This is a genomic window from Vreelandella sp. 21 (assembly GCF_050995515.1).
Classification (GTDB): Bacteria; Pseudomonadota; Gammaproteobacteria; order Pseudomonadales; family Halomonadaceae; genus Vreelandella; species Vreelandella alkaliphila.
Window position 1 is genome coordinate 949,689 of the sequence record NZ_CP194673.1, and the last position, 12,014, is coordinate 961,702.

Below are 12,014 nucleotides of genomic sequence, written 5' to 3' on the forward strand. Positions count from 1 at the left end.
ATCCTTGAGGTGAACGTTTAAGCCAACAGCCTATCATAGTCACGCATTAAGGCTGAGAGTATAAAGTTAAGTAAACGCTAACTAATCGACGTGTTATGTCGGTTCATTTTCGGGAGTCAAGCGTGCGACAGCACTGGACAATCAATATCGTGTTAGGCGTTTTTTTGACGCTACTCCTAGGTGTGATGACCTTCGCACAGGCGCAGAGCGTTTCTCTGCCAAGCCTGGGGGGAGGCAGTGATGCATCAGAAGAGCAGAGTGTCAGTAGTGAACGCTTCCAAAGCTCGCTTAACGATGTGATCGCAATGCTGGAAAATGAAGAGCAGCGTAGAGTGCTGCTCGACTCCCTGCGTGAATTGCAGCTTGCCACCGAGGCTAGCGAAGAGGACAAAACCGTTGATCAAGGCCTGCTGGGCGCATTAGCCGATACGCTGACCAATATTGGCGAGCAGGCTCAGGCTGGCGATTCGCCGGTTGATGAATGGTCACGACAGTTGGTTCAAGGGGCTGCCGATTTACGCGCATTAAATGATGGTGCTGACCAGGGGGAGGCGTTACGCGCAGTGGCTGAAGGCGCCGTCCTTGGTGTTATTTGGGGGACGCTGCTGGTCGTTATGATTGCGTTTGGGCGTTTGATCGCCACACGACGAAAATGGCCGCTTGATTTGCCTCGAGACCCGAAAGCCTGGTTATTGGCGGTCCACTTTTTACGTCGCATGCTGCCTTGGGCACTGTCATTCGCGATTACGCTAGGGATTGGGCAGATATTACCTTACAGCCCAGGCCGAGCGGTTGTGTTGGTTGTGGCTTACGTTTGTGTGTGTGGTCGCGCGTTGTCGGTGGTGATTGAAACGGTCATTGCGTTTTTCAGCCGCGGCCATCGTTTTACAGCGGTACAGGTGCTGCAACAAAAAGCCTTGCGTGGTCTGTTTGTCATTGGCGCATTAATCGCTTTGGGCGATGCGGTGAACTCCACCCGCTTGGTTGAGCTGCTGGGTAGTGAGCTTTCCAGCTTAGTGTCTGTGCTTGCAAATATGTTGGCTGCGCTGCTGTCGGCGCGCTTTATCTTTAAGTTTAAACGACCTGTTCGCCATTTGATCTGTAACCGCCCTTACAAGCAGCGCCGTGATGCCAGTGCCGCCGTTGAGATGGTCCGTGCGCTGGGCGGCCTCTGGCATATTCCTGCGCTGCTGATGGTGGGTGGCTCATTATTGGCGATCTTTATCACCGTGGGCGATGTGGGTACAGCGCTTGCGCGCTCGATTATCTCGGCAAGCTTATTAGTGTTGACGTTAGTGGTGACGGGCTTGTTGAGACGTCAGTCAGAGCGCTTGAGTAAACGCCGTCATCGCCGTCGTTACAGCCAATATCGTAAGCGTTTAGAACGCTTCGGCTTTGTACTTGCCCACCTGTGCGCCTGGATGGTGTTCGCTGAACTGTTTATGCAGGTTTGGGGTGGTTCGCTGTTTGGCCTTGGTCAGCAAGCGGTAGCCAGTGCCCGCATTGGTCAAGCATTGGTAAGTCTGGGGTCAACTATTCTGCTGGCTTGGCTGGTATGGATCTTTGCTGATACGGCTATTCAGCGGGCGCTAACGTCACCCGCGCGTTCTCGCGGTAGGCGAGTGAATCAAGCCCGGGCGCAAACCATTACGCCGATGATTCGCAATGTTATTTTTGTGACGATTTTGATTATTGCGGTGATTGCCGGGCTAGCAAATCTTGGCGTTAACGTCACACCACTACTCGCGGGTGCGGGTGTCATCGGTCTGGCGATTAGTTTTGGTGCCCAAACGTTGGTGCAAGATTTAATCACTGGGATTTTTATTCTAATTGAAGACTCCCTGGCGGTGGATGATTTTGTTCAGATTAATGGCCATATGGGGACTGTTGAGGGCTTAACGCTACGTACTGTGAAGCTGCGTGATTTAGATGGGGTTGTCCATATCATTACCTTTAGCCGTATTGAGTCGATTCATAACATGTCGCGCCAATTCGGTATTGCGCTAATGCGGATTCGTATCCCTTATGCGATGAAAATCGATGATGCAATTACGCTGATGCAAGAGACAGCACAAGAGTTACGCAAAGACCCTATGATGCGTCACTATATTTGGTCACCTTTAGAAATGCAGGGTGTACAGGGCTTTGAAGATGGTTGCCCTATTTTGCGCATGCGTTTTCGCACAGCACCAGAAATGCAATGGGACGTATCGCGTGCCTTTAACCTGCTATTGAAGCAACGCATGGAAACTCAGGAAATCGACCTGGGCGTACCGCGTCTCAGCGTCAGCATGGAAGCGCGCTCAGAAGATAGCAGGCAAGATCGTATGCCCGACGAGAGCACGAGAAAAGAGAGCACGAGAAAAGAGAGTGCTGGCACGGATTTCACGCTAGACGAGCCGAGTGACAATGCCCGAGGGGATAAGGCCAGCGATGACGACGGTAGCTCGCGGAAGCGGCCTACGCCGCCAAAACCTGCTCCGCGCCCAACAAAGGCTGAAACGCGCCAAGATGACCGCGAGCGGGCAGGGGCATCATCCCATGCCAAGCCCCAAGCCCAGGGTGAGCCCAAAGGCGAGACCCATGCCAGCACCAATGGTGAACAGGGCGACAAGTAACCACGGGCCTTTGAAGCACCTCCAGCGGTTATAAAGTGATACCGCTAGGCTAACGCGATCAATTAACTCGTCATGGCGCGAAATAGCATTATCGGGTGGCAGGGAAAAGTCATTGGCCACATCTCCCTGCCAATGAGCGCCGTGTGTTAGTCCCAGCCTTGCCCGCAATTGGCCTATGTCACTGACCGTTTTGTGGAGCTTGTTATAAGCGTCACGGTGCTCTGCAGCGCCCAGCACGGTTTCAGCGTCTTGGCGCAATGCACTGTTTGGGCAGCGTGCCACCGCGCTTTTGATTTCGTGATCACTCGCGTCGGGTGTCAGTGTCAGTCGTTGATACAAATCGCGCATAATGTTCGAGTTGATACTCACTGTCGGTTTGGGCGCTTAGCCCTTAATCGTTAACAGTAGGCTGATCAGGTATTTTGCATCAAATAATCGTAGGCACTTTTGATGCGCTGAAAACGCGTTGATGCCAGCGCTATTTGATGTTCACTACCCGAATAGAAACGGTCAGGGTGGTGTAGCTGCGCCATGCGGCGATAGGCACGGCGGATATCGGCACGATTAGCCCCTGGTGTTAGTCCTAATACTGCCAGCGCCCGTGTGTTGCGATCAGGTGGTGAAGAGGGGCGCTCCCGCTGTTGGCGACGGGCTTCTTCCTGACGCTTCTGCTCTTGTTGCCAGCGCTGACGCTCTTGCTGTTGGGTCTGTTCTTGTCGTTTGCGGCGCTCTTGTTGTTTGTTCTGTTCCCGCTTGGCCTGCTCCTGTTTTGCCTTCTCACGGTGTGCTTCTTCCTGTTGGCGTTGTTTATTCTGCTGCTTTTGTTGCTTTTGTTGCTTTTGTTGCTTTTGTTGCTTTTGTTGCTGTTGTTCTTTATTAGCACGCTGGCGCTCTTCGGCCTCTTTTGCTTTCTGCTCAGCCGCGTGTGCATCACGTGCCTTGCGCGCGTGATATTCTGGATCGTGCACCTGCCAGTAAGCATCTCGACTGGGGTCCTCTGCTGATTGCAGTGGTTTGCCCGTTAACTCATGAAAGAGAGTGCTGAATGTGGCAGGTGTGATATTTAGCAAATCAGCGAGAAAGCCCAGAATGTAATGGTTATTCAGAGATAGCTCGCCATCGTCGGTGGCTACAGTGATCGCTTGGTAAAGTATGCTGAGACTGCGCTCGTTGGAGCACTCTTTGCGCACAACCTCGGCCGCTAACTGAATGGCTTGAAGGTCTTGGCTATGGGCAATGCTCATCACCGGCCCAAGTTCGTGCCCGTGACGAAATTGCGCGGTGACTTGAGCCAGGCGGCGTCGCCGCTGGCCTTCAGACACCTGCTGGCGATGTACAAGCACCCAAGCTAACAGTAGTAGTGTTGCCGTATCCACTTGGCTGCGGCTCTTTAGCAGCAACAGCTCAAAGGGTGAAAAACGGGCAATGGACATTCCCTGGCTCCAAGGCAAAGAGGTTAACCGCAGAAGTGCTTTAACGGCCATCCTGATAATGATTGGCCATGGTATATCATCGCGTTACGCAATGAAGTAGGAGATTCGTTAGGTGATCAATGTTGAGCGTAAAAATAGCTTCCAGCTGAGGCTCACTCGGCGGCTCAAGGAAGAAACGTCGCACACGCTCGATGTTTACCTATTTGTGCCCAAAGAGCTTGGGCTTAGCACTCATGTCATTTCAGAAGAGGCGTTTTATCACGGCGCGATCAGCGTTTCACGCACTTACTACAGTGACGAGTACCATTTACCGCTGGTCCATAGCCGTTTAGCGAGCCGTAATCAGTTAGGCAGTGATTCCTATCGGTTGAGTTTAAGTTTGTACGCTTACCAATACGTTGGGGCGTTAGAACGAACGACCCAGGCAATGTTGGTCAGCGCCCGAAAACTACGCCATGCAACTAGCGATCAGCGCCAGGAGAGCGGCGAGCTTCAAGAGCTTGCCGATGGACTCCGGGATCAACTGTATGAAATGAGCGATTTGAGCGAAGGCATTCTAAAACGCTTACGGCGCAATTCACCCACCGACGAGCGGCTCTATAAATACTTTGCCAACATCGATAATTACCTTTCCTGGTTTACCGAGCAGCAACTGTTGGCATTGGTAGCGCATATGCCTCGTGGCGGCGAGTTTAGTGAGATAAAGCGTCGCTTTATCATCGTCTGCCAGCGTGAGAGCGACTATCGAAAAGAGCAAGAGTATAACGCTGAACGGGTGATGGAAGACCCTACTCGGATGTCGAATAAAATGCGCTTGCTAAGGCGGCTTATTGAGCATCCCATTACGCTCAAACAGCGTGCTCTAGAGCTTGGGAGCGGCGAGCAGAAGGCAGTAAAAGCGTTGGCGACGGCAGTGGTAATGACCTTTGTATCGCTTGGTGTGCTCCACTTGCGAAGTGTGCTGGGCGATGTCACTGCGCTGTTTGTATTGGCGTTGGCGCTGCTTTATGCGATGCGGGAAGTGTTTAAAGACGACCTGCGTAACACGCTATGGCGCTGGCTGCGGCGTGGAAGGCCAAAGTGGCGACGGCAATATATCGACCCCACGCGCAATCAATCGGTGGGCCGGCAGTTAGAGTGGTTCGACTATAAGCGCTATGCCGCACTAGATGCTGATATTCAGCAAATGCGCCGTCGCACGGTCGCTCAGCGTGAAGAAGAAGTACTTCATTATCGTTCCAGCTCGCGTATGTCGCCCACCCGCTTTTTAAGCGGTTATGAGCATACCCGTGAAACGCTGCATATCGATCTTTCCATGCTGACGCGCTTAATGAGCAAAGAGAAGCACTTCATTTACCGTCTGAAGGAAGGTCAGGCCGTTAGAGAAAGTGTCGAGAGACGTCACCTGTTTAACTTGGTCATTCGTGAGACGGGTAGTGAGGACACAACCTACCTAGCTCGCTGGAAAGTGGTTGTGAGCCGTTCTGGCATTGTCGATGTCGAGAAAGTCGCTGAGGAAAGTGTAGAGAAAACCAGCAAATAAACTGCGTTGGATCAATAGACTGGCACTGAGGCTGGGCCTGCATAGCGAAATCACCAGTAGCACACTAGTCTCAAAAGGTGAGCAATATAATTTGCGACTGCGACCCTGTCGCCTGGAGGATACTGTGCAAGCTATCGACATTATGACACCCAACGTGGTGTGTGTAGGGCCCGACGCAAACGTGCGCGATATAGCGCAGTTGCTACTCGAAAACCGCATCAGTGCCGTGCCGGTCGTCGATGATGAGCGTAGAGTGTTGGGTATCGTGAGTGAAGGCGATTTGATGCGTCGAGTGAAAGATGAAGCGGACGATAACCGCTCTTGGTGGCTCTCGCTCTTCAGTGGCGGTAAAGACGCGGGGACATATATTAAATCCCATGGACGTAAGGCGCATGAGGTAATGACCTCCAAACCACTAACTGTCGAAGAAAATGCACCGCTGCATAGCATTGCTCGTTTGCTGGAAAAGCATCACATCAAGCGGGTGCCAGTGGTGCGAGACGGTAAGCTCGTCGGTATTGTCAGTCGCGCAAACTTACTTCAAGGGATTGCTAACGCGGTTGTAGCGCCCACTCAGTCGCCGGAGGATGATCGTTCTATCCGAGAAGCCATTCTCAAAGAGATCGACAATAACACCGGTGTGCGAACCGAAAGCTTTAGTGTGATTGTTGATGGTGGAAACGTAGAGATTTGGGGGCTAGTAGAGTCTGTAGAACAGAAGCAGGCAGTGACCGTAGCAGCTGAAAATACCCAGGGCGTCAAGCGTGTTGAAAATCATCTTGGCATGATGCCCCGCGGGACGGGCTACTTCTAACACGTTGTGTTTCTTAGCTAAACAGCCCGTTGCTTTATGCAGCGGGCTTTTTTGTGGGCGCTAATACGCACTCTTTTTACGAGCAAAAAGCGACTAAAGTTGCATTTAAGTAAACGTTTACTCTTTTTGAGTAAACGTTTACTTTAAGCATTGTGCGTCATTTTTGAAGATGTTTTATTTCGCAAGGAGAATCTTATGAGCATTAACGTGACCGTATGGGGGGAGAACGTCCACGAGCAGACCAATGACATCGTGGCGCGTATTTACCCTAAGGGTATGCACCAGTGCATCGCCGAAGGTTTAAACGAAGCAGAAGGTATCAATGCCACTGCTGTCACATTACAAGATCCAGAGCAGGGCTTGAGCGAAGCAACGCTTGAAAGCACCGATGTACTGCTATGGTGGGGCCACGCCGCCCATGGCGATGTGTTGGAGGAGACGGTTGATCGCGTTCAAAAACGCGTACTCCAGGGCATGGGTTTGATTGTGCTGCACTCGGGGCACTACTCGAAAATTTTTAAGCGCTTAATGGGAACTACGTGTTCACTCAAGTGGCGTGAAGCGGGCGAGCGGGAACGGCTATGGGTAGTGAACCCAGGTCACCCGATTGTTCAGGGCCTGGGGGACTACATTGAGCTGCCCCATACCGAAATGTACGGCGAACCGTTTGCGGTGCCCAACCCCGATGAAGTGATCTTTATCAGTGCCTTTGAGGGGGGAGAGGTGTTCCGCTCCGGCCTGACCTACAAACGTGGCAACGGCAAGATTTTCTACTTCCGCCCTGGCCATGAAACCTATCCGATTTATTACGATGCCCAGGTGAAAACCGTGTTGAAAAACGCCGTGAAATGGGCACGCCCGGAAGGCTCGCGATGGATCGACAGTTGCCCTAATGTGCCCGCTGACCAAGCGCCTAATCCGGTCGAGATTAAAGGCGAAAGCCTGCATAAACCCGGCGAGGAGGGCTTTAAATGATCCGTTTAGCGATAATTGGTGCAGGCAGCATGGCTGGCGAGCACGCCAAGCATTTTGGCCGTCTTGAAGGCATCGAAGTGGTTGCTGTGTGCGACCGAGACCTTGCCAAAGCCCAGGCGTTTGCCGAGCATCATGGCATTGCCGACGTGTATCAAGACCTGGAAGCCATGCTGGCTCGTGATGATATCCACGCGGTAAGTAACGTCACCCCTGATGGTGTTCACAAAGCCACGTCGCTGGCCGCTATTGCCGCAGGTAAGCATATCCTGTGTGAAAAACCGCTGGCGACAAATGCACAAGATGCCCATGAAATGGCGGCCGCTGCTCAGGCCGCTAACGTGATCAACATGGTCAATCTAAGCTACCGCGATGCCCCAGCGATTCAGCACGCGCGTGCACTCGTTGCGGGAGGGGCGATTGGTCAAGTTCGTCATGTCGATGCCAGTTACCGGCAAAGCTGGCTAGTGAGTAACGCCTGGGGGCGCTGGAATGAAGATAGCCAGTGGCTATGGCGGCTTTCTGAAGCCCACGGCAGCAAAGGCGTATTAGGCGATGTTGGTGTACATATTGTCGACTTTGCCAGCTTCCCCGTTGGCGACATTACCCGCGTTAACTGCGAGTTAACCTGCTTTGAAAAAGCCCCAGACAACCGCATTGGTGAGTATGTGCTGGATGCCAATGATACCGCGCTGATGAGGGTGACATTTGCCAATGGTGCGAGGGGCACTATTCAGGCCACTCGCTGGGCAACAGGGCATCACAACTCGCTGGCGCTGAGTGTGCACGGCGATAAAGGCGCGCTCCGTATAGACCTGGACGCCTCAAAAGATGACGTGCAGGTATGTCTCGATGATGACGTACATCCTGCCCACTGGAGCACTGTGAAAGCACCGCCCACGCCGAGTATTTACCAACGCTTCGTCGAGAGCATTCGCAGTGGGAATAACGATCAACCGGATTTTGCGCGCGGCGCGGCGATTCAAACCGTGCTCGATGCCTGTTTCGTATCAAGCCAGGAAGACCGCAGCCTAGCGATTGCCAGCTAGGTGGATGGCTCGACCCTTTAACTAGCTCCCTAACTACCAATAACAATAGAGGTGAATGCTATGCGTCACTACCTGCGCTCGTCAGCGGTACTGTTTGCCCTGCTGCCCACAACGCTGCCTGCCATGGCGGCTGAAATTACCATTGCCTGTGGCGATGGTGGGGCGGCAGATTTTTGCCCAACCCTGGCAGAACGGTGGGCCGATGCTAATGGTCACCAAGTGAATATCGTCACCACCCCGGCATCACCTACTGAGAAGTTGTCGCTTTATCAGCAACTATTAGGCAGCCAATCGCAAGATGTGGATGTGCTGATGGTGGATATTGTGTGGCCAGGGCTACTTGCCGACCATTTGGTTGACCTAAACGACTACCTGCCGGAAGGTGCGGCGGACGGCTTTATTCCCTCGCTGATGGATAACAATACCGTGCAGGGCAAGCTGGTGGCATTGCCGTGGTTTACGGATGCAGGGTTGCTCTATTACCGCCAGGACTTGCTGGACAAATACGATGCCGACGTACCAGCAACTTGGCAGGCATTGACTGACACTGCGCGGCATATCCAGCAGTCTGAACGCGACGCAGGTAATGCACGCATGCATGGGTTTGTGTTCCAGGGACGGGCCTATGAAGGGCTGACCACCAATGCATTGGAGTGGATAGCCAGCCACGATGGCGGCTCTTTTGTGGATGCCGATGGGCAAGTCACCATCAATAATCCCCAAGCAGTAGAGGCCATCGCGCTAGCAGCCTCTTGGGTGGGGGACATCAGCCCTGAGGGCGTGCGCAACTATATGGAAGAAGAAGCTCGCGGGGTGTTCCAATCGGGTAACGCCGTGTTTATGCGTAACTGGCCCTATGCCTGGTCGCTGGGGCAGGCCGATGGCACACCCATTCAAGGCAAGTTTGGCGTCGCGCCGTTACCTCGCGGGCCCGAAGGGCAGTCTGTCGCGACGCTTGGTGGCTGGAACTGGGCGGTTTCACGCTACTCAGAGCATCCTGATATCGCCGCTGACCTAGTGGCTTATCTCGCCGCTGAAGAGCAACAGAAAGCTCACGCCGTTGAGTTTGGTCGAAATCCGACGCGTCCCATGCTCTATGAAAATGCCGAGGTGCTGGAAGCCCACCCGTTTATTGGCGAACTTTATGAAACCGTTATGAATGGTGTGCCACGTCCTGCGAGCGTTACTGGAGAAGCGTATCCGCGGGTGTCTAACGCCGTGTTCAACCGTGTGCATGACGCCCTATCTGGTGATATTTCCCCCGAACAAGCAATTCAGCAGCTCGATAGCGAGCTTGCCCGTATAGGGAGGCGTGGTTGGTAGCTGGATTTACCGCAATGCTCAGCGATTTTCGGCACAATTTTTGGCACAATCATAAGCCGAATTGCTGAGGCATGGCATGAAACAGACCAAACAGAGCGCTCAAACGGCGACCATACGCGAAATAGCCCGGCGGGCCGATGTCTCTATTGCTTCGGTCAGTCGGGCACTTAATGGTAAGCCAGGGCTAAGCGACGCGTTGCGGGAAAAAATTCTTACCATCAGCCGCGATGTGGCGTACCAGCCCAGCGCAGCGGCCAGGCAACTGATTAGTGGCAAGGCTGCAGTGGTAGGAATTTCCCTGGGGCGCCAGGATATCGAGCTGCGTCCTTACTATATTCTGCTCTACCAACACTTAACCGTCGCTCTACACCAGCAGGGCATGGTGCCGATCTTTTTCCACCACGATCAAACTGCCGAGCTTCCAGAACGGGCGGGCGCGGCTATTCTACTGGGGGAAACCTCTGAGGATGCGCGCCCCAGCTTGCTAGAAGGCGCTGGCGTGCCTTTTGTGCGCATTGGCAACCCAGGGCGAGGTTTTTCGGTCGCACCGGATGATGCCCAAGGGTTTTATGAAATGACGCACCACCTTATCGCTCAGGGGCGTCGGCAGCTTGCTTTTGTCGGTGGTGAGCTGGAAGTGCCAGGGCCTCATAGCCGTTTAGAGGGTTACCGACGGGCGCTGGATGAAGCCGGGCTCGCTGAGCAACTAATTAGCCTGCCACATCGATTCAGCTCAGACTCACTGACCAGTTATCGTTATTTAAATCGCGCGTTGGCGCAGATCACAACTGGGCAAGCGCTGCCGTTTGATGCGCTAGTCTGCGCCACCGACGAGCTGGCGCTAGGGTGTATCGCTGCGCTGGAAGACCGAGAAATAGACGTGCCTGGCCAAGTCGCAGTGACCGGTTTTGATGACCTGCCAGCGCTTGCCTCTGGGTTAACAACCATTCGTCAAGATATTGCAGCGATTGCGGCAATGAGCGTGGAGCTGCTGGGCGAAGCGCTAGCAAGCAAAGCGCCCCGGCATGTATCGCTGCCGGTGACGCTCGTCATGCGGGAAACAGCCTGAACACTTAACGCGGCGGCAGTTGCTCGGGGCCGAAGGCATCGGGAAGCAGCGTTTCCATGGTATAGGTTTTTAGCACGTCGCCCTGGTGTGAAAGCACCATAATTTGCGTTTCTGGGGTGGCGAATTCACGAATGCGCTGACGGCAGTCGCCACAGGGTGTACACAGGTGCTCGCCTGGTCCCATCACGTACACCTTGGCAAGCTCACGCTGGCCAGCGGTGATCATGGCGGAAATCGCCGAGGCTTCCGCACACAGCCCTTTGTAGTGCGCCACTTCCACGTTAGCGCCTGCAAACTGCTGGCCATCCGGGCACTCCATTACCGCGGCGACTGGGTGGTTGGAGTAGGGCGCATAAGCGTTGCCCAAGGTGGTCAGCAGCGTGTCAACCAGTGCCTGATCCGCTTGGCTCATGGCGTTATCCTCATCAATGGCTATTAGGCCTTGGCAGCGTCGTCACGCAATACGGTGTCTAGCGCAATCGTCATCATGTCGTTGAAGGTGGTCTGACGGTCGGCGCTGGAGAGCGACTCGCCTTTCAGGATATGGTCGGACACCGTGCAGATGGTTAGTGCGCGAGCACCAAACTCTGCTGCAACGCCGTAAAGGCCTGCCGCTTCCATTTCCACACCCACGATGCCGTAGCGCTTGAGCAGTTCGGCCATGTCGGTCTGCGGGTTGTAGAACAGATCCGCTGAGAAGATATTGCCGACTTTTACCGGCACATTCTGCGCCTTGGCGGCAGCAACAGCGTGGCTTGTTAGCTCAAAGTCAGCGATGGCCGAGAAGTCATGGTCATTAAAGCGCATGCGGTTCACTTTGGAATCTGTGCAGGCACCCATGCCAATAACCACGTCACGTACATTGACGTCGTCGCGTACTGCGCCGCAGGAACCCACACGAATAATCGACTTAACGCCGTAGTCGGTAATCAGCTCTTTGGCATAAATCGACACCGACGGAATGCCCATGCCGTGGCCCATGACCGAAATTTCGCGGCCCTGGTAAGTGCCGGTGTAGCCGAACATGCTGCGTACATCGTTGACCTGGCGAACATTTTCCAGGTAGGTATCGGCGATGTACTTGGCGCGCAGCGGGTCGCCGGGCATCAGAACGGTATCCGCGAAATCGCCCATTTCAGCATTGATATGTGGTGTTGCCATAAAACGCTCCTATTGATCGTTTTTTAATCAGA

Annotated in this window: 11 protein-coding genes; 7 read left to right on the forward strand and 4 right to left on the reverse strand. The window is 53.8% G+C overall.

The genetic code is table 11. The features are described from left to right. The first annotated feature begins 122 nt into the window (after positions 1–122). Positions 123–2,618 carry a mechanosensitive ion channel domain-containing protein gene (locus ACN06F_RS04365; protein WP_433924732.1) on the forward strand — a complete coding sequence of 832 codons (2,496 nt, stop codon included), beginning with the start codon at positions 123–125 and terminating at the stop codon, positions 2,616–2,618. On the opposite strand, the gene ACN06F_RS04370 is transcribed toward ACN06F_RS04365, so the two are convergent. After that, entirely contained in the window at positions 2,535–2,966 is a 432-nt protein-coding gene (locus tag ACN06F_RS04370; RefSeq protein WP_433924733.1) for a hypothetical protein, read from the reverse strand. The two genes, ACN06F_RS04365 and ACN06F_RS04370, sit on opposite strands and share 84 nt — an antisense overlap. A 65-nt stretch (positions 2,967–3,031) precedes the next feature. Further along, entirely contained in the window at positions 3,032–4,051 is a 1,020-nt protein-coding gene (locus ACN06F_RS04375; RefSeq protein WP_433924734.1) for a J domain-containing protein, read from the reverse strand. Positions 4,052–4,163: 112 nt separating this feature from the next. On the opposite strand from ACN06F_RS04375, the gene ACN06F_RS04380 reads away from it, so the two are divergent. From ACN06F_RS04380 to ACN06F_RS04405, 6 genes are all read left to right on the forward strand, one after another. After that, complete coding sequence (locus tag ACN06F_RS04380; protein WP_253920095.1) at positions 4,164–5,594, forward strand: hypothetical protein; 1,431 nt, start codon at positions 4,164–4,166, stop codon at positions 5,592–5,594. A gap of 124 nt (positions 5,595–5,718) precedes the next feature. Then, positions 5,719–6,408, forward strand: coding sequence for a CBS domain-containing protein (locus ACN06F_RS04385; protein ID WP_193068160.1), 690 nt, complete (start codon positions 5,719–5,721; stop codon positions 6,406–6,408). 195 nt (positions 6,409–6,603) lie between these two features. Beyond that, on the forward strand, positions 6,604–7,383 hold the full coding sequence (locus ACN06F_RS04390; protein ID WP_433924735.1) for a ThuA domain-containing protein: 780 nt from the start codon (positions 6,604–6,606) through the stop codon (positions 7,381–7,383). Beyond that, the gene (locus tag ACN06F_RS04395) at positions 7,380–8,429 is read left to right on the forward strand and encodes a Gfo/Idh/MocA family protein (protein WP_433924736.1); all 1,050 of its coding nucleotides are present in this window, start codon (positions 7,380–7,382) and stop codon (positions 8,427–8,429) included. Before ACN06F_RS04390 ends, ACN06F_RS04395 begins: the two co-directional genes overlap by 4 nt. A gap of 60 nt (positions 8,430–8,489) precedes the next feature. Next, on the forward strand, positions 8,490–9,752 hold the full coding sequence (locus tag ACN06F_RS04400) for an ABC transporter substrate-binding protein (protein ID WP_433924737.1): 1,263 nt from the start codon (positions 8,490–8,492) through the stop codon (positions 9,750–9,752). A 76-nt stretch (positions 9,753–9,828) separates the two neighbouring features. Further along, positions 9,829–10,821 (forward strand): LacI family DNA-binding transcriptional regulator, encoded by a 993-nt coding sequence (locus ACN06F_RS04405; protein WP_433924738.1) that lies wholly within the window; start codon positions 9,829–9,831, stop codon positions 10,819–10,821. 4 nt (positions 10,822–10,825) lie between these two features. Here the strand turns inward: ACN06F_RS04405 and cdd are convergent, their stop codons facing one another. Both cdd and deoD read right to left on the reverse strand, forming a co-directional pair. Then, positions 10,826–11,233 carry a cytidine deaminase gene (gene cdd / locus ACN06F_RS04410; protein ID WP_089038876.1) on the reverse strand — a complete coding sequence of 136 codons (408 nt, stop codon included), beginning with the start codon at positions 11,231–11,233 and terminating at the stop codon, positions 10,826–10,828. A gap of 23 nt (positions 11,234–11,256) precedes the next feature. Then, positions 11,257–11,982, reverse strand: a complete 726-nt coding sequence (gene deoD, locus ACN06F_RS04415; protein WP_083001709.1) for a purine-nucleoside phosphorylase — start codon at positions 11,980–11,982, stop codon at positions 11,257–11,259. Positions 11,983–12,014 lie beyond the last annotated feature (32 nt).

Bases quoted from the DNA above. Each gene is read 5' to 3' on its own strand.
- ACN06F_RS04370 (WP_433924733.1), bottom strand. From the start codon at position 2,966: ATGCGCGATTTGTATCAACGACTGACACTGACACCCGACGCGAGTGAT.
- ACN06F_RS04375 (WP_433924734.1), bottom strand. From the start codon at position 4,051: ATGTCCATTGCCCGTTTTTCACCCTTTGAGCTGTTGCTGCTAAAGAGC.
- ACN06F_RS04390 (WP_433924735.1), top strand. From the start codon at position 6,604: ATGAGCATTAACGTGACCGTATGGGGGGAGAACGTCCACGAGCAGACC.
- ACN06F_RS04395 (WP_433924736.1), top strand. From the start codon at position 7,380: ATGATCCGTTTAGCGATAATTGGTGCAGGCAGCATGGCTGGCGAGCAC.
- ACN06F_RS04400 (WP_433924737.1), top strand. From the start codon at position 8,490: ATGCGTCACTACCTGCGCTCGTCAGCGGTACTGTTTGCCCTGCTGCCC.
- ACN06F_RS04405 (WP_433924738.1), top strand. From the start codon at position 9,829: ATGAAACAGACCAAACAGAGCGCTCAAACGGCGACCATACGCGAAATA.
- cdd (WP_089038876.1), bottom strand. From the start codon at position 11,233: ATGAGCCAAGCGGATCAGGCACTGGTTGACACGCTGCTGACCACCTTG.
- deoD (WP_083001709.1), bottom strand. From the start codon at position 11,982: ATGGCAACACCACATATCAATGCTGAAATGGGCGATTTCGCGGATACC.